The sequence below is a fragment of the Dyadobacter pollutisoli genome (assembly GCF_026625565.1).
GTDB classification, from domain to species: Bacteria; Bacteroidota; Bacteroidia; order Cytophagales; family Spirosomataceae; genus Dyadobacter; species Dyadobacter pollutisoli.
In genome coordinates this window covers 4744855-4769718 of the sequence record NZ_CP112998.1, presented here as the reverse complement: position 1 = coordinate 4769718, position 24864 = coordinate 4744855, and the positions used below count along the sequence as shown (strand labels likewise).

12 protein-coding genes are annotated in these 24864 nt (G+C 45.7%); all 12 read left to right on the top strand.

All coding sequences use genetic code 11. From position 1 onward, the window contains the following. The first annotated feature begins 91 nt into the window (after positions 1-91). The 12 genes from ON006_RS19420 to ON006_RS19365 all read left to right on the top strand — a co-directional run bounded on the left by ON006_RS19420 (position 92) and on the right by ON006_RS19365 (position 24751). Positions 92-2452: an ABC transporter permease gene (locus tag ON006_RS19420; RefSeq protein WP_244821033.1), complete on the top strand. Its 2361-nt coding sequence runs from the start codon at positions 92-94 to the stop codon at positions 2450-2452. Positions 2453-2626: 174 nt separating this feature from the next. Next, positions 2627-5047 carry an ABC transporter permease gene (locus ON006_RS19415; RefSeq protein ID WP_244821032.1) on the top strand — a complete coding sequence of 807 codons (2421 nt, stop codon included), beginning with the start codon at positions 2627-2629 and terminating at the stop codon, positions 5045-5047. A gap of 152 nt (positions 5048-5199) precedes the next feature. Next, entirely contained in the window at positions 5200-7584 is a 2385-nt protein-coding gene (locus ON006_RS19410) for an ABC transporter permease (protein ID WP_244821031.1), read from the top strand. A gap of 106 nt (positions 7585-7690) precedes the next feature. Beyond that, positions 7691-10081, top strand: coding sequence for an ABC transporter permease (locus tag ON006_RS19405; protein WP_244821030.1), 2391 nt, complete (start codon positions 7691-7693; stop codon positions 10079-10081). A gap of 123 nt (positions 10082-10204) precedes the next feature. Then, complete coding sequence (locus ON006_RS19400) at positions 10205-12586, top strand: ABC transporter permease (protein ID WP_244821029.1); 2382 nt, start codon at positions 10205-10207, stop codon at positions 12584-12586. Between the two features lie 255 nt (positions 12587-12841). Further along, entirely contained in the window at positions 12842-15298 is a 2457-nt protein-coding gene (locus tag ON006_RS19395; RefSeq protein WP_244821028.1) for an ABC transporter permease, read from the top strand. Positions 15299-15319: 21 nt separating this feature from the next. Beyond that, a complete protein-coding gene (locus ON006_RS19390) occupies positions 15320-17740 on the top strand; it encodes an ABC transporter permease (RefSeq protein ID WP_244821027.1) in 2421 nt (806 codons plus the stop codon). Between the two features lie 213 nt (positions 17741-17953). Further along, a complete protein-coding gene (locus tag ON006_RS19385) occupies positions 17954-18127 on the top strand; it encodes a hypothetical protein (RefSeq protein ID WP_244821026.1) in 174 nt (57 codons plus the stop codon). Next, the gene (locus ON006_RS19380; RefSeq protein ID WP_244821025.1) at positions 18124-18678 is read left to right on the top strand and encodes a hypothetical protein; all 555 of its coding nucleotides are present in this window, start codon (positions 18124-18126) and stop codon (positions 18676-18678) included. The genes ON006_RS19385 and ON006_RS19380 overlap by 4 nt, the downstream gene beginning before the upstream one ends. Positions 18679-18705: 27 nt before the next feature. Then, positions 18706-19671: an ion channel gene (locus tag ON006_RS19375; RefSeq protein ID WP_244821024.1), complete on the top strand. Its 966-nt coding sequence runs from the start codon at positions 18706-18708 to the stop codon at positions 19669-19671. A 167-nt stretch (positions 19672-19838) separates the two neighbouring features. Continuing rightward, positions 19839-22253: an ABC transporter permease gene (locus ON006_RS19370; protein WP_244821023.1), complete on the top strand. Its 2415-nt coding sequence runs from the start codon at positions 19839-19841 to the stop codon at positions 22251-22253. A 119-nt stretch (positions 22254-22372) separates the two neighbouring features. Then, positions 22373-24751, top strand: coding sequence for an ABC transporter permease (locus ON006_RS19365; protein WP_244821022.1), 2379 nt, complete (start codon positions 22373-22375; stop codon positions 24749-24751). Positions 24752-24864: the final 113 nt, after the last annotated feature.

Sequence of the window (24864 nt, the reverse complement as noted above, 5' to 3'; positions counted from 1 at the left end):
GGCACTATGATTTTCATAACTTCTTAGCAAAAAAATATAACTCCAAAATAGGCGACAGCCGATCGCTGAAAGCCGACAGCCCTACTAACTCATGTTCAAAAACTACTTCAAAATCGCATGGCGGAATTTGTTGAAAAACAAAACATTCAGCCTGATCAACATCCTTGGCCTCGCGCTGGGAATGGCCTGCAGCCTGCTCATTATGCTTTGGGTGCAGGATGAAGTCAGAATGGATCGCTATCACAAGAATGATACGCGGCTTTTTTCGGTCATGGAGAACCAGTACTATTCTGGTGCGGTCAATACATTCTCTTCTACGCCCGGTATCTTGGCCGAAAATATTGTCAAGGACATTCCTGAAATTCAGATGGCCAGCCAGTTGCTTTGGGAAGAATCGCCGGTGTTCACCGTGGGCAATGTGTTGGATAACGAAAAAGGACGCTATGCCCAGGGTGATTTTCTTTCGATGTTTTCGTTTGATCTAAGCCAGGGCGACCCAAAGACCGCATTGAAACGCCCGGACGGCGTGGTGATTTCGCAAAAGCTGGTCAACAAGTATTTCAAAGGCCAGGATCCAATGGGCAAAACGATCCGGGTTGATAACAAAGACGATGTGATCGTTACCGGGATACTCAAAGAAATTTCGCCCTACTCATCGATGACATTCGATTTTCTGATGAGCTACGACCGTTGGCAAAAAAATAATAAATGGTCGCAGGAATGGGGCAACAATGGTCCGCGCTGCGTGGTAATGCTCGCTGGCAATACATCCGTTGAAAAGGTCAATGCCAAGATTAAAAATTATATCAAAACAAAAAATAAGGACAGCAATGTTGAGCTGTTTTTGATCAACTACGGCGAGTCCTATCTTTATTCCAACTGGGAAGCCGGCAAGCAGAACGGGGGACGGATTGAATATGTACGAATGTTTACCATTGTCGCCGTTTTCATCCTGATCATTGCCTGTATCAACTTTATGAACCTGGCGACAGCCCGCTCGGTGAAGCGCGCGAAAGAAGTAGGATTGCGAAAAGTGGTAGGAGCTTACCGCAGCAGTCTGATCACCCAGTTTATGGGAGAATCCATTCTGATCACATTGCTGGCACTTTTCTTTGCCGTTGTGCTGGTAGTAGTTTTACTGCCTTCATTTAACGCACTGACGGAGAAAAAACTGGCACTCGATTTTCTCGACCCGTCTTTGCTTTTGCTGCTTTTGGCATTGGCAACTGCAACGGGCCTCGTAGCCGGAAGTTACCCTGCATTGTTTATGTCCTCGCTGAATCCGGTGGTCGTGCTGAAAGGTGCATTGAAATTCAAGCCCAGTGCGGCTTATTTCCGTCAGGGACTGGTCGTGTTTCAGTTTGGCTTGTCGATATTACTGATTCTCTCTATGATCGTGGTGTACAACCAGATCCAGTACATTCAAAGCAAGAACCTCGGTTTTGCGCGTGAAAACCTGCTGTATATCAGTGACATTGAAAGAGGGATGGCGAAGAATTTTGCGTCTTTCAAGCAAGCGCTGGAAAACGAGCCCGGCATTAAATCCGTGTCCAGCTCCCAGGCCAATCCGATGAATTATGGCAGCTCTACCCAGGGTGTGCGGTGGCCAGGTAAGGATACTACCCAGCAATTGCTCTTTAATGTAAATCCGTCGGGTTATGATTTTGTCAAAACAATGGGCATCAAGCTCTTGGACGGCCGTGATTTTAGTCCGGAGTTTGGTACTGACACTTCCAATTACCTGATCAATGAAGCTGCCGCTAAAAAGATCGGCTACAAAGATCCGGTAGGAAAAGAGTTGACCATGTGGGGCAAAAAGGGCAAGATCATAGGTTTAATGAAGGATTTTCATATTGGCTCACTACATGTCGCTATCGAACCGCTGATCGTCAGCCTGCAACCGAAACAGGATACCTGGGGTGCGGCGCTGATCAGGACAGAGGCTGGGCGTACGAGTCAGGCTATTGAAAATATCGAGAAACTATTCAAGCGATACAGCCCGGGTATACCGTTTAAGTACCATTTTGCAGACGAAGAATTTGGCAATTTGTACAAAGCTGAAAACGTAGTCAGCAAACTTTCCAATTACTTCGCTTTTCTGGCGATTTTCATTTCCTGCCTGGGCCTGTTTGGTCTGGCAGCATTCACCGCGGAGCAGCGTACGAAGGAGATCGGAGTGCGTAAAGTGCTGGGTGCCAGCATTGCCAATGTTGTAGGGATGCTTTCCATGGATTTTGTAAAACTGGTCGCGCTTGCTGCCTTTATTGCGTTCCCCATTGCCTGGTACTTTCTCAGAGGCTGGCTCGAAAAATACGCCTACCGCATCGACATTGAATGGTGGTATTTCGTCGTAGCAGGAGTCGCGGCATTGCTCATTGCATTGTTTACCGTCAGTTTCCAGGCCATCAAAGCGGCGCTGATGAACCCGGTGAAGAGTTTGAAGAGTGAGTAGGGGCGGCGGTCGGCTGTCGGTTGTTGGCGGTCGGCTATCGGCTGTCAGACTTCGGCTTTCGGCAGTTGGCTATCAAGACAATGCTATGTACCTGATTTTTGAGATATAACAAGATTATTCCTAACTCTAAAAAAAGGCCGACAGCCGATTGCTGAAAGCCGACAGCCATTAGCTATGTTCCAAAACTACATCAAAATCGCGTGGCGCAGCCTGATTAACTCGAAGGTCTTTTCCTTTGTCAATATCCTCGGACTTGGCATTGGAATGGCCGTTGCTATGCTGGTTTCATTGTGGGTATGGGACGAAATTTCTTTTGATCACGGCAGCCCAAATTCGGAGAGTGTAGCCCGTGTTATGCTGCAATCGGTACAAAACGGTGAGATAGTTACATCACCCAACATGCCCTTTCCGCTATCCGAAGAATTGCGAAAAAGCTATCCCGACGATTTTGAGCACGTGGCACTTTCCTGGGACACATCTGACTATGACCTTCTGGTAGGAAAGAACAGATTCAGGAAGCGGGGCAGATTTATGGAGCCCGAGGGAGCTGAAATATTGGCACCCGAAATGCTATCCGGTAAGCGTTCCTTTTTAAATGATCAATCTTCCATAATTATATCTGAATCAGCCGCAAGAGCCATGTTTGGCGAGACTTCTCCAACAGGAAAACTCCTCACGATCGATGGCGAAATGAAGGCCCAGATTGCGGGTGTTTTTAAAGATTTTCCCAATAATTCCCAGTTTAGCGACCTTTCATTTATCGGGCCATGGGATCTTTTTGTTTCGGTAAAAAAAAGGAAATGGATGCAGGAAGCCACAAGCAACTGGTCGCTAAAAACGTTTGAAATACTGGTTCAGGTTTCTCCAAAAACAACGATAGGGGCGGTCTCGGGCAAAATAAAGAACACCATGCTCAACCGGGTTGGTGATATCAAGACGGAGGCCATTTTGAAGCCAGGCATTATTTTACATCCTATGCACAAATGGCATCTGTATTCAAAGTGGGAGAATGGGTTAAATACCGGAGGCTTTATTACCTATGTCAGGTTGTTCAGTGTTATTGGTGTTTTTGTGCTGATCCTTGCCTGCATTAATTTCATGAATCTGAGTACCGCCCGTTCACAGAAAAGGGCACGAGAAGTTGGTGTACGCAAAGCCGTAGGTTCTTTTCGCAGCCAGCTGATTTTCCAATTTTTGTGCGAGTCGATGATGATGGTCGTTTTCTCGTTTCTGCTGGCACTGGTCTTTGTTGAACTTGCGCTACCTGCTTTTAATGGTTTTTCGGGCAAAAAAATGGTCTTTCTGTCCGGGAATGACCTTGCGGCCCAGCCGTTATTCTGGATCGGTAGCTTCGTTATTTGTATTGTAACTGCCGTTGTAGCAGGTATTTATCCTGCATTCTATCTTTCCTCCTTCAAGCCTGTTAAAGCTCTTCAATCGGGGTCGTTTTTTTCAGGCCATTCCAATGGTTTTCCACGCCGGCTTCTGGTAGTCATTCAGTTTTCATTATCGATTATGCTGATCACCGGAACATGGATTGTACTAAGGCAAATCCAGTTTGGCAGGGATAGAAATGTAGGTTATGATCGGGAGAGGTTAGTAAACATCAGAATGGCAAATTTTCACGGGTCGCTGGACGCGCTCACCAATGAACTGTTGCGTTCTCCCGCTATTGTCAATGTGGCACAATCTTCCGGAATGGTAACTGATGTTCGTTCCAATGCCAGTGGTTTTTTATGGTCTGGCAAAGATCCGGGGCTCCGAGAAAGTTTTGCCGTCATTGCAGCATCACATGACTACGGAAAGACGGTTGGCTGGCAAATACGTGAAGGCAGAGATTTTGCAAGATCGTTTTCGTCTGATTCCAATGCAGTTATCCTGAATGAGGCCGCTGTCAAATACATGGGCATCAAGGATCCGATTGGTCAGACGATCAGATGGAAGGACGATACTTTCAATGATGATGTCTATCACATCGTAGGAGTAGTAAAAGACATGGTAATGGAATCACCTTTTGCGCCGGTGAAACAGACCATTTATTTCATGACCTACGCGCCAAATTTTTTGCTTTTAAGGGTGAATCCGAATGCAGATTTTGTCAGGACTATTACCGGAGTGGAGGCAGTTTTTAGGAAATATGCACCGGAGGCTACATTGGATTACAAACTGGCGGATCAAGAATATCAGGGGAAATTCCATAGCGAAGAACGCATCGCGAGTTTGGCCCGGTTATCAGCTTTTCTGGCGATTTTTATTAGCTGTCTCGGTCTTTTTGGGATGGTATCTTTCATCATTGAACAGCGAACTAAGGAAATCGGCATCCGCAAAGTACTTGGTGCATCCTCACTCAGGCTTTGGAGCTTGCTAACCAAAGATTTTGCCGGTTCTATATTGATTTCCTGCCTGGTTGCGACGCCAGTAACGTGGTACCTGATGGATACCTGGTTAAATCATTACGAGTATCGTTCTACAATTCCCTGGTGGGTATTTATAGTCTCTTGCACAGGTTCATTGCTGATCGCATTGGCAACCGTCAGCTTCCAGGCCATCAAAGCGGCGCTGATGAACCCGGTGAAGAGTTTGAAGAGTGAGTAGGGGCGGCTGTCGGCTGTCGGCTATCGGCTGTCAGACTTCGGCTTTCGGCTAACGAAAAATTAAGTGCCTGGTCCCTGATGATTGATTGAAACGATTTTTTCTTAAACTATAAAGGCCGACAGCCGATTGCTGAAAGCCGACAGCCATTAGCTATGTTCCAAAACTATTTCAAAATCGCCGTTCGGAATCTGACGAGAAACAAGGTTTTCTCGCTGATCAACATTGCCGGCCTGTCGCTGGGCCTCACCTGCTGCATGCTGATCGTGCTTTATACGAAGGACGAAGTCAGTTTTGACCGTTTCCAGGAAAATAAAGATCAGTTGTACAGGATCAAGGTGACCATGTCTGATCCGCGGGAAACGCGCACGATTGGCAGTACCAATGCGATCCACGGTCCCACATTTAAAGAAGAAATCCCTGAAATCAAGGAAATTGTGAGGGCCCAAAGCAGTTCATTTGTGACTAAAAAAGACAATGAGCTGCTGTACGAAAATGTGCTTTTTGCGGATGATAACTTCTTCACAGTATTCTCCATGCCGCTGCTTTCGGGCGACCCCAAGACGGTTTTGTCCGATCTTCGTTCCATTGTGTTGTCGGAAAAACTGGCCCAAAAATATTTCAATACGACTAATGCCGTCGGCAAGAGCATTGAACTCAAAATTGATACAACTTTCGAGTCGTTCATTGTGTCGGGTGTAGCGAAACAATGTCCGCAAAATTCATCGGTTCAATTTGACGCGGTGCTCCCTTTCAAATTTCAGGAGGCCCGGGGGTGGACGGATAAGGAATGGCTGGGCTTTTATATGAACACATTTGTTCTATTGAATGCAAAGGCCGATTATCGCGCGGTTGTTCCGAAGATCAATGCGGTTTTTGCTACCAAATCGGCGGACGAGATTGGCAGGATCAAGGACTTTAACCAAAAAATCAAATTTGATTTGCAGCCATTTCTGGACGTACATCTCGACAGCGAGCTCAGTGACCTGCGCAATGGTTTGGACAAAGGCAGCAGTCCTATTTATTCTTACGTACTTTCAGGAATTGCCATTTTTATCCTGCTCATCGCCTGCATCAATTTCGTAAACCTCACTGTCGCACGATCGTTGAAAAGAGCGAAGGAAATTGGTGTGCGTAAAGTGATAGGAAGCGAACGGAAACAGCTGGTAGCTCAGTTTTTAGGTGAATCTTTCCTGCTGTCATTCATTGCATTTTCACTCGCAATTTTACTGACACAACTAGTACTTCCGACATTCAATGAGCTGGCTAACAAGCAACTCGCGCTTTCTTACCTGCTCGACAGCGGCCTGGTTTCGGGATACATTGCACTGTTTTTTGTGACGGGATTCGTCGCCGGATTTTATCCGGCATTGGTGTTGTCGGGTTTCAGTCCGGTTCAGACTTTATACAACCGTACGCGGCTTACCAACAAAAATTATCTGACCAAAGGTTTGGTGGTATTTCAGTTTGCATTATCCGTTTGCCTCGTGATCGGTACCATTGTGATTTATTCGCAGTTTAAATATTTGACGGACAAAGATTTGGGATATAATGACAAAAATCTGCTCAGTTTCAGCCTGGGGCGTGGCCGTGACGGTGAAAAAAAGCTGGATGTGGTGAAAAGCGAGCTTAGTACTGTGCCTGGTATCGCTTCGGTAGCAGCCTGGAATGGCAATTATAATGGTACTGGCGCAAAAGTCGATGGCAAGGAGATCGGTTTCGGGTACATCGGTGTGGACGACGGCTTTCTTTCGACACTACAAATTCCGATCGTAAAAGGACGCAATTTTTCTAAGCTTTTTCCTTCCGATCCTACCCAATCCGTGATCGTGAATGAGGCATTTGTAAAGGAAGCGGGCTGGAAAGACCCGGTGGGGAAAGTGGTTGATTTTGAGTGGAAAAATGCGAAGATGAATGTGATAGGTGTCATTAAAAACTATCATTACGCTTCTTTGAAAGACACGATCAAGCCGTTGCTTTTGACGCAGGATCCAGGTTACGGACGCGGGACTGTTTATGCCAAACTGGACACGAAGGACATTCCGGCGACGATCAAGGCGGTGGAAGCGATTTTCCGGAGAAATGTTAAATTCCTTCCTTTTGAGTACAAATTCGAAGATGTTACCAATTTGAAAAGATATGAAAAGGAAGCTAAATGGAAGGAAATGATCACATTGGCCGCCATTTTGTCCATCTTCGTTTCATGCATTGGCTTGTTTGGCCTGGCGACTTTCAATGCGGAAACGCGGGTGAAAGAAATCGGTATCCGGAAGGTACTGGGCGCGTCGGTAGCGAGCATTACTGCATTACTGTCTGCTGATTTTATCAAACTGGTGTTGCTGGCGATCGTCATTGCAATGCCGCTGGCTTACTATGCGGTTAATATCTGGCTGGAAAACTTCCCTTACCGGATCGATATTTCGTGGTGGTACTTTGCCATCGCCGGTCTCCTGGCCATTTGCGTAGCCATTCTGACTGTCGGTTACCAGAGTATCAAAACAGCCATGCTGAATCCGGTGCGATCATTGCGAACTGACTAACATCGGCTGTCGGCCGTCAGACTTCGGCTTTTTTTGGATGAAAAATATATTATAAATTATTTAAAACGCCGAAAGCCGACTGCCGACGGCCGAAGTCTCCCAGACTATGCTCAAAAATCACATCAAAATTGCATTCAGAAATCTTTTAGCCTCCCGGCTTTTTACGACGATCAATGTGATCGGGTTGACTGGTGGAATGGTTACCGCGATTTTTATTTTGCTATGGGTCAAAAACGAGCTGAGCTTTGACACCTATCATCAAAAAACGGACCGGATCAGTCGTGTAGTGACGCATTTGAAAGTAAGCAAGGAGGAAACGTGGCATTGGTCGAATACGCCGTTGCTGCTTGCGCAGTATGCCAAAACGGTTCCTGAAATTGAAATGGTGACCCGGAAGAATTTTGCAAGCAGCCTGCCTATCAGGATCGGTGACCGGAAAATAGTGGGCGACAATGCCATTTACGTTGATTCCAATTGGTTTTCCGTGTTTGACTACCAATTCATAGATGGCTCTGCGGCGCAGTTTGCGTCTGGTGTAAGAAATATCGTGATGGCAGAAGCAAGGGCTGAGCAATTTTTCGGGACGCCCAATGCCGTCGGGAAAGTCCTTAAAATTGATACACTGGATTATATAGTAGCAGGTGTATTTAAAAATAACCCGGCCAATTCGAGCTTCCAGTACGACCTGATACTGCCATTAGCCGCTCATTGGGCCAATCCCAAGAATTTTGAAAATGACAACAGCTGGAACCAGTTCAACTACGAGACATTCATTGTAACGAGCAAAGGCGCAGATCGTGATAAGGTTTCCAAAAAGCTTTCTGCGATCATCGCCAATTACAAAAGAGATGATAAAGGTAACCCCGGTACCGACACCATGCTGGAAGCTGAGGCGCTGACACATATGCATTTCAATGCCGACATCCAGGGAGCGGGGCAGAATAAAGGCGATAAGAGGACCATCTATATTTTCTTCGGCCTGGCTTTGGTAATCTTGCTGGTGGCCTGCATTAATTACATCAATCTGACCACGGCGCGGGCGAGTATCCGGCTGAAAGAAGTAGGGGTTAAAAAGCTGCTGGGTGCGAAGCATGCGCATCTTTTCAGCCAGTTTATGGTCGAATCTATCATTACCTGCCTCAGCGCATTCGCATTGGCTTTGACACTCGTTTATGTACTTTTACCTGCATTCAACGAGCTTACCGGTAAAGTATTTACATTTTCGCTCACCAGCGCGTCGCTTTGGTATGTGCTGGTGGGTACTACCTTGACCGCTATTGTTCTCACAGGTGTTTATCCGTCGTTGTTGTTGTCGTCATTCAAGCCTTTTGAAGCGCTGAGAGGTAGTAATGTGCTGGGTTCAACCAATGCAGGTTTCCGAAAGGGTTTGGTGGTTTTGCAATTTACAGTAACGGTTGTGTTTCTGATATCTACTTTGGTGGTGTTTCAGCAAATGAAATTTATCAGAGAAAAAGAGCTCGGTTTCGACAAGGGACATACATTTACTTTCCGCCTTCCGTGGGGTATGGTACCCAAGGTGGAAGCTTCGGTTTTCAAAGAAAGACTGCTGAGCGAGTCCAATATTGGAGACGTGACGATTGCGAGCCAGAGCATTATCCAAATCAACAGCAGTACCACAGGTTCCTACGACTGGAACGGCCGCCCGAAAGATTTCAATCCCACTGTTTCGCAAATCGCAGTAGAGGACAATTTTCAAAAGATGTTCAGCCTCAAAATGGCGTCGGGCCGTTGGTTTGCGCCGAACAGCATTGCCGACAAACAGAATGTGATATTAAACGAAACTGCGGTTAAAAAGCTCAATCTACACAAGCCGGTACTGGGCCAGCGTTTTGATTTTCAAGGCAAGAAAGGAGTGGTGATCGGTGTTGTAAAGGACTTTCATTTCAATAGCCTTCGTGAAAAAATTGCGCCGCTGGTGTTGTTCACAGACAGCAAATGGAGCTCGGGTATTTATGTAAAAGCATTGCCGGGAAAAGAGGCGCAGGCAATCAGGACCGTGGAAAAGGTATGGAATGAAATGATACCCAACTATGCGCTGGATTATAAATTCCTGGATGAAACTTACGACAGGCTTTACAGCAGCGAAGAACGCACGGCCTCATTGTTCAATACATTTACTTTGGTAGCCATACTGATTTCCTGCCTGGGTCTCTTTGGTCTCGCGACGTTCACAGCTGAGCGGCGAGTGAAGGAAATAGGTATCCGCAAAGTGCTTGGCGCCTCGGTTTCGACTATCGTTTCATTGCTGACGAAGGATTTTATCGTCCTGGTAGTGATCTCGATCATCGTTGCATCGCCGGTAGGGTATTATTTTATGAATAAATGGCTGGAAGGTTTCCAGTACCGCATTGACCTAAGCTGGTACCTTTTCGCACTGGCAGGCATCGCGGCGATTGTGATTGCTATTTTTACGATCAGTTACCAGAGCATCAGGGCGGCATTGGCGAATCCTGTGAAGTCGTTGAAGATAGAATAACAGATGGCTGTGATTGGCTGTCGGCTGTCAGACATCGGCTGTCGGCTTTCTTTGGATGAAGAGACTTATAATAATTAATATAAAAAAAGGCCGACGGCTGACTGCCGAAAGCCGATAGCTACTATGTTCCGAAACTACTTCAAAATCGCTTTCCGTACGTTGTGGAAGAATCGCTTATTTACGGCGATCAATGTCATCGGACTTTCGCTGGGGCTGGGGAGCGCCGGTGTGCTGATCCTGTTCATTCAACGAGGGATCACGTTTGATACTTTCCACCAGGACAACGACCAGATCTACTATTTGCAAACGGAAGCCAAAGACGGTCGGTACAATAAAACCGTTTACCCGATCCTGGGCCAGCTGCTGAAAACTTATCCTGAAATAGAGGCCGGTACCCATGTTCAAGGCTGGAATAACGCCTGGATGAACTACAAAGGGAAGGATTTGCAGAAGGATACGAAATATGTAGAAAACAGTTTTTTCGATATTTTTTCCTTCAAACTCAAATATGGCGACCGGAAAACTGCACTGAAAAGGAAGGAATCCATTGTACTCAGCGAGCAGGTTTCGGAGGCGCTTTTTGGGAAAAGAAACCCGGTCGGTGAAACGATTACGGTCAATGATACTACGGCGGTTACCGTCACTGGTGTTCTGGAAGCAATTCCCAGCAATTCATCCATTCAGTTTGATGTGTTGATGCCCATTGCGAATCTGGAAGCCAATCCGGGATTTATGGAGAATGCCGACTGGTTCAATACATTCGCGTCGGTGTATGTAAAAGTCAGGAAAGGAGCCGATGTACAGAAGCTTGAAAAGCAATTTCCGGCATTTGTTAAAACGCATTTTGCAGCAGAAGTTAAAGACCGTAAAATCCATCTCACGCCTTTCAAAGATTTTATTCACTACGAGAATCCGGGTTTCAAAGGAATGATCTATGGAGCCGGGACCATTGTCGTATTTATTTTATTAATTATCAGCATTAATCTGCTAAACCTCAACACGGCAGTATCTTTTACACGTGCCAAAGAAGTGGCGGTACGCAAGGTAACAGGCTCAACCTTGCGACAGCTCTTGATCCAGTTCTGGACAGAGTCGGGTATTGTGCTCGTTGGATCACTTTGTCTTTCAGTGGTTTTGGCGATATGGTATTTAGTGCCGCAGTTCAATGAATTCAGAAAAGGTAGAATGCAGCTCGTCGTCGACTGGTCGCAAGATTATCCGACGGTAGTGACGCTCGTGACGATCATTCTCATCATTGCATTTGTGGCAGGAACCTATCCGGCGATGTATCTCAATAAGCTGGATCTGCGGGACACGATCAATGGCAAATTATCCAATAAGCCGAAATCCAACGGCTGGACAAGAAGTGGCCTGATCGTGGTGCAGTTTGTTGTATCATTTGTGCTTATGATCGGTGCGATCAGCGTCCACAAGCAGATCGCTTTCATGCGGTATTCCAATCCCGGTTTCGAGAAGGAGAATGTTGTGGTGGTACAGTCGGATCTTCAATACAAGGATGAGGAAAGTGCTGTGAGCCAATTTAAAGGCATATTGAATGATCTGCAACAAAACTCGAATGTAAAAAGCATTGCAACTTCCGGCGTGGTACCGACCAAATATTGGATTAATTATAATATTTATCAGCCTGAGGGCCAGAGTGATCAGGAAGTACGTTTCCGACATGTGGGGGCAGGCCCGAGGTATGCCGAAACATTTGGCATAAAAATGATTGAGGGAAGGGATTTTTCGGACGAGCTGGATAAGGACGGAGAAAACAAACCTGTGATCATCAACGAGGCGGCGATGAAAGCAATGGGATGGAAATCGGCTGTTGGCAAGCGGTTAAGGCAAAAGAATAATCCTGACGTATACACCGTGATCGGTGTAACGAAGGACTTCCATTATCAGGAAATGCGTGAGAAAATAGAGCCGTTACTGCATTGGTACGAAGGCAAAACTTCGCTCAACTCTTATCTGAGCATTAAATTCAATGATATAGAGCAGGCCAAATCGATCCTGGCTGATCTTGAAACAAAGACCAAATCGATCCCGGCCAAAAAACCGTTCAGCTACTTTTATCTCTCGGAGGAAGTGAGCCGGCAGTACAATCACCTCGATGGACTTTTGAAAATGGCCGATTTCGTGACGGTACTGTCTATTGTCATCGCATTTGCAGGGATATTCGGGCTGATCAGCCTGGCGGCAAACCAACGTACCAAAGAAGTAGGAATTCGCAAGGTGCTAGGTGCCAGCGTTTATGGTATAACGGTGCTATTGTCCAGGGAATTTGTCGTGCTCGTGCTCATTTCCGTTGTGGTCGGTACGCCCATTGCCTACACATTGGTCAGCAAGTACCTCAGTGATTTTCAATATCACATTACCATATCGTGGTACATCTACGCGACAGTAGGGTTATCCGCGCTGATCCTGACCGCATTGACTGTCGGCGTACAAAGCATCAAAGCTGCACTAATGGATCCGGTGAAGAGTTTGAGGAATGAGTAGGGGCTTTCGGCAGTCAGCTTTCGGCCGTCGGCCTTTTTTGCTGAGCTCTGCCGACTGACCATTGACCGCCGATAGCTGACGGCTGACTGCCGCCCAATACCGAACAAAAGTGTCCGAAACCGGACACTTTTTTGTTTGTATAACGAATGTAATTTATTGATTTTGAGGTATTTATTAGAGTGTGTGTCGGCTTGGTATAATTATTCGTCTGTGAGCTTCTGAGCCTTTGCAAAGAATGTTGCCGACCTGTAAGCCATGATTAGAAATTACTTAAAAATCGCCTGGCGGAACCTGCTGAAAAGCAAGCTGTTTTCCGCTATTAATGTGTTTGGACTGTCGGTAGGAATGACCTGCTGTATGCTGCTGCTGCTTTACATTTTAAGCGAAATGTCCTTTGACAGACACCAGGAGCATGCCAATGAACTGTACCTGGTGAGGAGTGAAAATGTCAGGTTCAGTGGCGAGAAAATGGATAACCCCAGGGCTCCGTCTCCATACGCTCAGGCCCTAAAACAGGAGTTCCCGGAAGTGGTTCAGGTTACCCGGGCATGGATGAATTTCCTTGAAAACAAGACATTGCTCAAAGTTGAAAACTCGGGGAAAACAGTAAAATCAATCTTTGAGACAAAGGGTTGTCACGTCGATTCTACATTTTTTGATATGTTTTCCTACCATTTTGTGGAAGGTGACCCGAAAACCGCTCTCAATGACCCGCATTCCGTAGTTTTGTCGGAAGATGTTGCCAGCAAATTGTTTGGCAATGTTTCACCAATTGATAAAGTTATCAATATCGGCGGAACAGACGGAAACGCTGAGAACTTCAAGGTTACGGGTGTTTATCGCGACGAAAGTGCCCGCTCTCATTTTGACGCTCGTTTCTTTCTCCCAATGAAATCGGGCTGGGTTGGAAATTATTTACGACAACCCAATCAGGATTTTTCGAACAACAACATGTTTTACACCTACATCAGGGTAAAACCGGGGACGGACCCTGAAAAGTTTAATCAAAAATTACCTGCATTTGTCGATAAGTATGCGGGCAAAGACATCAAAGCAGCCGGTTATGCAAAACACATGACATTGCTGCCGGTAAAAGATATCCATTTGTTCAGTAAGATTACGGATATCATCACACCCACTACGAGCACTACTTATTTGTACGTACTGGCATCCATTGCACTGTTTACTTTGCTGATTGCCTGCATCAATTTTATGAACCTGGCAACTGCAAGATCCGCGAAACGAGCGGCGGAAGTAGGAATCCGGAAGGTAATGGGAGCTGGGAAAAGCGGGTTAATAGGCCAGTTTTTGGGCGAATCGATGGTTCTTGCATTTCTGGCTTTGATTTTTGCATTGATAATGGTGGTATTGTTTTTGCCATTCTTCAATCAGATCTCGGATAAAACCTTACTGATCTCTAATTTATTGCAGCCTGAAATCATTGCCTCTTTTATTATTCTTGCATTGCTGACAGGCTTGCTTTCAGGCAGTTATCCTGCATTTTATTTGTCAGTTTTCAGCCCGCTTGATGTTATCAAAGGTAAATTTGTCAATTCCGTTTCGGCAACTGCTTTAAGACGCGGGCTCGTGGTATTTCAGTTTGTGATTTCTATTGGACTGGTGGTGGCAACTATGGTTATCCAGGGACAGATCAGGTTCATGCGCGATCAGCCCCTTGGTTTTACGAAGGATCAGCAGATTGTAATCCCTTTGCGCAGCGATCAGGCGCGTAAATCCTATGCTTCGCTTCGGAATGAGATTTTGCAGAACAATCAGATAATGGCTGCTTCCGGTACTTCCTACTATCCCGGCATTAAAAATCCAAGTGACATGTCGGTCTATCGACCGGATCAGACTATGGATGAAGGGGCAATTGTTAAAACAAATTGGGTTGCGCCGGATTTCATGAAAACGATGGGATTCGAAATGGCCGCCGGCCGAATGCTTTCGGCAGAATTTCCAGGCGATTCCAGTTTTAAAATGGTCGTTAATGAAGCTACCATCAGGAAATTTGGCATACCACTCGACAAAGCCGTCGGCTCCAAGCTCAATTTCAACATGGATGAAGGCAAATCACAGGGTATTGAAATTGTAGGTGTAGTAAAAGATTTTCATTTCGAGGGCTTACACAAGGTCATTGAGCCTTATGCACTTTTCCCCTCTTTTGGTAATGACTTCAACTACATCATTGCCCATGTCAACACCAATGAAGTGAGCAAAGTCCTTCCGTTTTTGGAAACAAAATGGAAATCCATGGTACCGGACGAACCATTCTCATATAGCTTTCTGGACGAGGATTTTCAACGGAACTACACTGCCGACGCCCGTACTTCCCGCATCGTCAATTCATTTACAGTCATTTCCATCCTGATTTCCTGCCTCGGTTTGTTTGGTCTGGCGGCATTTGCAGCACAGCAACGGATCAAGGAAATTGGTGTCAGAAAGGTACTTGGGGCTTCTGTGGGCAGTATTGTCAAGTTGCTATCCGGTGATTTTATCAAATTGGTGGTGGTGTCCATTGTACTGGCAACCCCGCTGACCTGGTACCTGATGAACAAGTGGCTGGACGACTTTGCGTATAAAATCAGCATTCAATGGTGGATGTTTGTACTGGCTGGTGGATTGGCTGTCGTAATCGCGATGCTTACCGTGAGTACCCAGGCGATCAAAGCCGCTATTACCAATCCGGTAAAATCTTTAAAAAGCGAGTAGCCATATACCAAATTTGAAATCATGTTCAGAAACTACATTAAAATCGCTTTCCGGAACATCTGGAAAAGTAAAGGATATGCTTTTATCAACATTGTCGGACTGTCGGTCGCATTCAGTATCAGCGTCTTTCTGTTCCTGACGGCCTATTTTGCGCTGTCTTTTGATAATTTCCATGCCGACAAGGATCGGATTTATCAGGTTTATTTTGCTGCCAATGATCCGGAAAAAGCAGGAAAAGCAGGGTCTATGCCTTTTCCGATCACGCCTGCATTGAAGGCGGAATTCCCTGAAATTGAGGGAATCACCAGGATTGTAAATGGTAGCGATGTGGTGGAATACAAGGGCAAATATTTTGATAAGGGTATCAAATTTACTGACCCGGATTTTCTGAAAATATTCTCTTTCCCACTTGTTAAAGGCAATCGGGAGGTGGCGTTGCAGGATCTGAGCAGCATTGTTATCAGTGAGAATATGGCCAAAGCCGTATTTGGCAACGAAGACCCAATGGGAAAGCAGGTTCAGGTGGGACTGGATGCAGCAAAAAAGCAGTATGTCGTGACTGGGGTACTGGCAGACTTTCCTGACAATTCGACGATCAAGTTTGACGCGTTTGTAAGAAGTGAAAATGCCGGCGGATATCAGGACCAGAAAGACCAGTGGGATGCTCATTCACACAGCGTCTATCTGAAATTAAAGCCCGGTACCGATCAGCTTGCATTTGAAAAACGCCTTAAACCATTCACCCGGAAGTATTTCAGCGAAAGCATTGCATCGCTTAAAAGGAAGGGCGCCAAACCTGACGAACGGGGAGATATTTTTGCCATCAGGTTGCAAAATTTCGAAAGCATTCACTTCGATACGGCATTGGCCGGTGGCGGCAGCGCGCCAATCGCATTGGTTTACGCATTAATGGGCATCGGCTTTTTTATATTGCTGATCGCCTGTATCAATTTCATTAATCTCAATGTTGCAAGATCATTCATCCGGGCGCGGGAAGTAGGTGTACGCAAGTCGCTGGGAGCATTAAAAAACCAGCTGTTTTTACAGATCTGGGGAGAGGCGGGAGTCATTTGCTTTCTCGGCTTTTTGGCCGGAATTGTGCTTACTGTCCTGCTGCTGCCCTCCTTTAATGCTACATTCAAAGGAAAACTAAGTCTGGATTACATACTGGAGCCAGACAAAATAGCACTTTTGGTGAGCCTGTTCCTGCTCGTGACATCGATCGCGGGTGGATATCCGGCCTGGCAAATGTCGAAGTTTAATGCGGTGGAAGTTTTGAAAGGGAAAGTGTCGCTAAAGAAACCCGGGCTGCTTCGTAATTCGCTGATCATTGCGCAGTTTACATTGTCGAGTTTGTTGATTTGCTGTACCATCATTGCCGTTCAGCAAGTGGATCATTTGCGAAAGGAACCGTTGGGTTATCAGAAAGAACAGGTGATCAGTATCCCGGTTGGGAACAAGGTCAATAGCCAGCAGGCGTTGCAAAGGCTGCGCAGCAAGCTGGAAGGAGATCCCCAGATTTTGGGTATTACCGGCAGCGGTGTAAACCTGGGTATGGGACTGGACAGAAGTTCGTCCAGGAGTGTGGTCGGATTTACTTATAAAGAAAAAGAAATATCCTCTGACTGGCTTCACATTGACTATGATTATATCAAAACGCTGAATATCAAATTGTTGGCGGGTCGTGAATTTAGCCCGACCTATCAGAGCGATACTTTGGACAGGGTTATCATCACTGAAAGCATGGCCAAACTGATCGGCGAAAAAGAGCCGGTAGGCAAATTTTTCCAAACAGATACGGCTGGAGTGAAGTATCAGATTATTGGGCTGATACCTGATTTCAACCTTTATTCATCCAAAAACGAAAAGAAAGCGATCACGATGTATCTCTCACATTCTGAGCCGCTCGGGTACATATTTGTAAGGGTGACGCCGCAGAGCCTGGCAGTTTCGATGGATAAGCTGAAAGGCGTTTGGAAAGAAATTGCGCCGGAATCGGAATTCATCGGATCATTTGTGGATGAAAATACCAATGCCTGGTACAAGGAAGAGGAGAGACTGTCGCAGGTTTTCAGCCTTGCTTCGGGAGTGGCGATTGTGTTGTCCTGTCTGGGCTTGTTCGCCGTCGCATTGATCGTCATGGAGCAGCGTACCAAGGAAATTGGTGTTCGTAAAGTGCTGGGTGCGAGCATATCCAATCTGGTATTCGTGTTGTCCAGGGATTTTGTCAAACTCGTGCTCATCGCGATCGTCATCGCCACGCCACTAGCCTGGTACGCCATGCAAAAGTGGCTCGATAACTATCCCTACCGCATTGAAATCAGTCCGATGGTATTCATTCTCGTCGGCCTCGCCGCCGTCCTGATCGCCGTCGTTACAGTAAGTTTCCAAAGCATCAAAGCAGCGCTAATGAACCCGGTGAAGTCATTGAAGAGTGAGTAATTGTCAGCTGACGATTTGAAATAGTATCTGAATCCCTGCGATGTGAGTTGCAGGGATTTTTAATTTTGCATTTGAAACTGGGCCAGATATGCTCGTGTAGGATTTTCATGTTGACAGGATTATATTTGTCAAAGTGCTTTTGAGTAAAAAAAGTCGTAAAATGTTGCTTTTTTGCATAACTATATGAACGATGTCGCAAGTAAAACCGGAATTATGGTTAAAAGTCCCGGTAAAATGAATGCTTCTGAGCTTAGAGAGTGGAAAAGGAAATCCTACGAGAGAGCTAAGGAGTATCTATTTTCGATAGGGCAGCCGTTGGTCTATTTTGGAAAAGATGGAACGCCGGTAGCGGAGTACCCGGACGGAAGAGTAGAAGCAGTTCAATGATTATATATCTGATAGCGGGGCCTCCTGGAATTGGCAAGAGTACCTATGGCAGGGAGCTGGTTCCGACAGATATTCCGATCGTCGATCACGATCTGGCTGCGCAACAATACAAAAAAGAGGGTTTGTTAGACTATTCTCAGCTCGCTTCACAAAAGGCCAATCAATTCATAAACGGTTGTATTAAGGAGAAAGTAGACTTTGCTCTGGAACTGAACCTGGGATATAAGTCTCATTATGAATATCTTCGGTCGCTTGTAGTTTCTGATAAACATGTCAGGGTACATCTGATCTTATTTTTTACTGAGAATGTAAATCTTTGCTTGCTGCGAGCTAAGGCGAGATTCGAAAATGGAGGGCATCTGGTAGCGCCGGGAATCATTGAAGAAATGTATAAAAATACGCTGCCGCTTTTGAAACGAAATTTATCAATATTTTCTTTGTTCACTTTTGTAAGTGTTACGAATACCGAGATTGAAGTAGTTACGGGATCAAACATTCCGGCCTGGGTTGAAAAATTTGACCTAACGAAATATATTCAATCTGGGATTTAGAAACTAAAAATAACGGCCGGCCCTGTTATGACCAACCAATCTCCCAAAGCACCGCAAAGTAATGCGATTGATAATACCGGTTTCAGCCCTAATAGTAGTGCGGAGGGGGGCAGGCTGACGAACAAAGACGGGCGGATCAATCTTCGGAAAAGCGGGGTGCCGTTGTACGAGCGTGTCAGCATTTATCATTCGCTGCTCCACATGAACCATGTTGTGTTCACGCTGACCGTTTTTGCCATATATACCTGTCTCAATTTATCCTTTGCCGCATTTTACTATCTCATTGGTATCGATCACCTCAATGGTACGCACGCGGAGGGAGATTTCATCCAGGATTTTTTGCAGGCCTTCTTTTTCAGTTCACAAACCCTCACTACGGTCGGCTACGGCCACATTAGCCCCGTAGGTTTTGTGACTAATGTGGTAGCTTCGCTCGAATCTTTTATCGGTATCATGTCTTTTGCATTGGTAACGGGTATGTTCTACGCTCGTTTTTCGAGACCCAAGGCTTATATCAGGTTTAGTCCCAGCCTGTTGGTGGCTCCGTTTAAAGGAGGTAGGGCACTTATGTTGCGGCTTGCTACCTACAAAAATAACCACCTCACAGATGCTGACGCGCAGGTTACCCTTGCCGTACACGTGGAGGAGGACGGAAAAACAGTGACGAAATTTTATCCATTGCCATTGGAAATAAATCACATTAATTCCCTGGCCCTCAGCTGGACCATCGTTCATCCGCTGGACGACAAAAGCCCGCTCCGCGATTATACAGAGCAGGATTTTATCGATTGTAAGATTGAACTGATGATCACGATCAAGGCATTTGACGACCATTTTTCCAATACCGTTCAACAGCGTACTTCTTACACTCAGGACGAGCTCGTATATGGTGCGAAGTTCATTCCGATGTATGCCCGGTCGGACGATGGTAACTACACGAACCTGATGCTGGAAAAGATCAATTTATACGAAAAAGTGGTTTTGCCGGCCTGAAGTAGGTTTCGTGATCTATTGCACCCTGTTCAAAGCCGTACATCCGTGTCCGAAAGCGAACAGCAGATTTATGAATTTAATTTGTAATTAATTGAAATTCAAGAATATGTATGGTTGGTATGAGTTTTAGGTAGTGATGTTGAATGCCAGAACCAATCTAACCAGCCATGATCAAAAATTACCTTATCACTTCATTTAGGAACCTCAGGCGCAACTGGAATTTTACGGTCATTAATATCACCGGGCTCACACTGGGGCTAGCCTGCTGCCTGCTCATTTTTTTTACCGTTCGATATGAACTGAGTTTTGACCGGCAGCACAAAGAAGTCGAACGCGTATTTCGTATTGTACAGCATAACAAGGCAGACGGTGACAAAGGCTATAATGCAGGCATGCCGTTGCCCGCTCTTGCAGCGATAAAAAGCGATTATCCGGAGGTTAAAGATCTGATAGCCTGTACCTATGCGATGCGGGAAACGCTAGTGACAATCGGAGAAGGTGCGAGCCGTAAAAAGTTCTCCGAGCCGTTTTACTCCGTATCGTTTATTGCTCCTGAATATTTCAAACTTTTTACCTACACCTGGCTGAAAGGGTCGCCGGCAACTTCATTGAAAAATCCAGGCACCGTCGTTCTGTCGGAAACCCAGGCGAAAAAATACTTTGGAGACGCTGACCCGATGGGCAAAACTATCCGGGTATCCAATCATAGGGATTTCCTGGTAACCGGCTTGATCAAAGACCCGCTGCCGACCACCAGCTTTCCGTTCAATACAATGCTTTCGTTCTCGTCTTTGAAAGATTACGGTTCATTTACGAACTGGGACGATTGGGTCAGTACCTACGGAGGTGGACAAATGTATATACGTTTACCAGAATCGCTCAGTAAGGAACGAATGGAGCAAAACCTGGCTATAATGAGTAAGAAATACCGGGCCCCTAAGGATGCAGCGGAATTGGAATTGGTATTACAGCCGGTTGATGATATTCATTTTGATAATCGTACGCCGAACTATGCCGGACGCACCATCAGCAAAGGAATGATTTGGGCAATGGTACTGATTGGCGTTTTTATTCTCGTAACAGCCTGTGTCAATTTCATTAATCTGGCTACTGCACAGGCTTTGCGACGGGCCCGGGAAGTGGGAGTGAGGAAAGTCCTGGGAAGCACACGCGGGCAGCTGCTCCGACAGTATTTTTCTGAAACCGGAATTTTAACAATCGTATCCGTCGTATTCGCATTGATACTTGCCCAAATTGCACTTCCCTCTGTCGCCGAGATATTGAATATTCAGTCAAAAGGCATTGTATTCGTCGCTGACCCCATCATTCTGGTATTCCTGCTTGTACTTGCGATCGTGACCACGGTACTTTCCGGTGCATATCCTGCATTGGTGGTATCGGGTTATCAGCCTATTCTTGCATTAAAAGGTAAGATGCGAACCACTGGAAGCGGCCAGTCCAACCTGCGACGCGGTTTGATCGTACTTCAATTCACTATTTCACAGGTTGTATTGCTGGGAACTTTGATCGCATACAGCCAGATGAAGTTTTTCCGGACGATGGATCTGGGTTTCGAAAAAGATGCGATTGTCAGCATGCACATTCCGGGACAAGGCCCGGGGCAGCTTGAAACTTTGTACGCGAAACTTAAATCGGAACCAGGTATTAAGGATATGAGTTTCAGCGCCTTCACTCCAATGTCTAGAAGCAATTGGCAAACTGGTTTTAAATTTGAGAATGATGCTGAAATGCTTGATTTCGAGGTGGTAATGCGGCCCGCTGATACCGCTTATGTCAAAACTTACGGGTTGCAGCTCATTGCCGGACGCATGTACCTGCCCGCCGATACCATGCGGGAATTTGTGATCAATGAAGCATTCGTGAAGAAGCTTGGATTCAAAAAGCCGGAAGAAGTCATTGGAAAACGAATGGCGATCGGCGGATCCGGCGTTAAGCTGCCAATTGTTGGGGTTGTCAAAAATTTCAATACTTATAGTCTGCACCGCGAAATTATCCCATGTGTTTTGACTACGGACCGGGGCAACTATAGAACACTTGGAATCAAGTTGGCGGCGGGATCGAGCCCTGCATTAATCGAAAAGGTGGAAAAAGCGTGGACAGCATCTTTTCCCGATTTCCTTTTCAAATATTCGTTTTTAGATGAAACATTAAACAGTTTCTACGAGAAAGAAGAAAAGCTTTTCGACTTATTTAAAATCCTATCCGCCATTGCTATTTTCATCGGATGTCTGGGTTTGTATGGGGTTGTGGCGTTCATGGCAGAATCCCGTACAAAAGAAATGGGAATTCGTAAGGCGATCGGTGCAACGGCATTCAATATTTTCAGTCTCTTCTCGGTGGACTTTGTAAAACTGGTTCTGGTTGCCCTCATCATCGCCTCGCCGATCGCCTGGTATTTCATGAATGAATGGCAGCAAGACTTTACTTACAAGGTGAATATCAGCTGGTGGCTATACGTTGCGGCAGGTATTTTTGCCATCGTAATTGCATTAATAACCGTCAGTTTCCAGAGTATAAAAGCAGCATTGGTGAATCCGGTAAAGGCGCTGAGAAGTGAGTAGTTTTTTTGCTACTAGCTTTTAGCCGTTAGCTATTTTTAATAGAATAAGATAAACGATACCAAAGAAACATTTATAAAAAGCTAAAAGCTAATCGCTAACAGCAAAAACCCAACCCCGTCATGATCAAGAACTATTTCGTTATCGCACTTCGTAATCTCTTCAAGAACAAAGTCTATTCATTTATTAACATCGCCGGCCTAGCAGTCGGAATTGCCGTGGCAATGCTGATCGGTCTCTGGGTGTGGGATGAACTTTCCTTTAACAAATACCATAAAAACTACGACCGGCTCACGCAGGCTTACATTAATCAGACATTCAACGGACAAACAGGCAGCGGCAGGGCCGTATCACTTCCGTCCGTGATGGAAATGGGTACAAAGTATTCGGCGGACTTCAAGAATACGTCGATGGCCTCGTGGAATTATGGGCATTTGCTGGCCAATGGTGATAAGAAGATCAACAAATCCGGGATGTTTGCCCAGCCAGCTTTTCCTGAAATGCTGTCGTTGAGAATGATCAGCGGGGACCTGAAAACAGCGTTGAAAGAGACCGGCTCGGTTGTTATTTCAGAAACTGTCGCAAAAGCATTGTTCGGCAATGAGGAGGCACTGAACAAAACACTTAAACTCGATATTAAAAAGGATGTAAAAGTGACCGGCGTATATGAGGACATTCCTTTCAATTCTGAATTCAATGAACTGAGTATGTTGCTCACCTGGAATGACTACCTGCTTTCTGAAAATTGGGTGAAAGATGCCCAAACGCAATGGGGCAACCATTCTTTTCAATTTTATGCACAGGTCGCCGATCACGCGGACATTGAAAAAGTATCATTGAAAATACGCGATGTTGAAATGCCGCATGCGTTTTCTAAAACAGACAATCCACGCTATTTCCTGCATCCAATGAGCCGGTGGCATTTGTATTCCGATTTCAAGGACGGTAAAAATGTGGGCGGCGGAATTCAGTTTGTTTGGCTTTTCAGCATTATTGGCGTGTTTGTGCTGCTTTTGGCGTGTATCAATTTTATGAACCTCAGCACCGCGCGGTCCGAAAAGCGTGCGAAAGAAGTTGGTATCCGCAAGTCGATCGGTTCACTGAGAAGCCAGCTGGTATTTCAATTCCTGAGCGAATCGTTTCTGGTAGTAGCATTTGCGCTGATACTCGCGATTTTGCTGGTTGCACTTACATTGCCTGCATTCAATGAGCTTTCGGGTAAAAAAGTCGGGTTTCCATATGAATATCCGCTTTTCTGGCTCATATTGATCGTCTTTTCATTATTTACAGGCCTCATTTCGGGAAGCTATCCGGCGTTCTATCTGTCTTCCTTTAATCCGCTGGCAGTTTTGAAAGGAACATTCAAGCTTGGCAAGTGGGCCGCTACGCCGAGAAAAGTAATGGTGGTCATGCAGTTTACAGTCTCCATTACGCTCATTATCGGCACGATCATCGTATTCCAGCAGATCCAACATGCTAAAAACCGGCCCGTAGGCTACGACCGGCAGGGTTTGTTGCAAATCGATATTTCTCCAAACATCTATGGAAAATATTATCCCTTGCGAGACGATCTTTTGAAAACGGGTGTGGTATACGAAATGAGCCAGTCGTCGAGTCCTACTACCGGCATTTATTCCAATCAGATCGGCTTTGAATGGGAGGGAATGGAAGCCGGTTCGCTACCGTTGTTCGGGACGATCGCAGTTACGCATGATTTTGGGAAGACCATTGGCTGGAAAATTATTCAGGGTCGTGACTTTTCAAGACAATTTTCAACAGATACCGCAGCTTTTGTTTTAAATGAATCAGCCGTCAAATTGACAGGGATCAAGGACATTGTGGGTAAAACGATCCGTTTCAATGGGAAACCTCGTCAGGTAGTGGGTGTGATCAAAGATATGGTCATGCAATCTCCTTATGAGCCTGCGGTGCCGACGGTGTTTTTAATGGATTATGAGTGGGCCAACCTGATCAATATAAAACTGACGCCGGGTACTGAGGTAGATAAAGCGTTGAAAAAAGTAGAAGCTGTATTTCGCAAACATGATCCGGATTCACCTTTCGAGTTCAAATTTGCGGATGAGGAATATGAAACCAAATTCAGGACTGAGGAGAGGATTGGTAAGCTGGCGCGTGTTTTCGCGGTTCTGGCGATCTTTATTTCATGTCTGGGCTTGTTCGGTCTGGCGGCTTATACGGCCGAGCAACGCACAAAGGAAATCGGGATCCGCAAAGCGTTGGGTGCCAGTGTGGCGCAAATGTGGGCCATGTTATCCAAGGAATTTGTATACCTGGTGATCCTCTCTTGTGCGATCGCCTCGCCCATCGCATTATATTTCCTCAACGACTGGCTGAAAAAATACGAGTATCACATTGAGCTGAGCTGGGTAGTATTCGCGGTTTCAGCGGTGACGGCCATTTTGATCACACTGTTGACTGTAAGTTTTCAGGCGATTAAAGCTGCACTGATGAATCCAGTGAAATCGCTTAGGAGCGAATAGGATATTTATTATCAACCTTTTTTTGTTACCCTGTTTTTTGGTCAAACTGAGTGGAGTCGAAGTGCATGTACTTCGACTCCGCTCAGTTTGACCAAATACCCCCCGGTGCTATC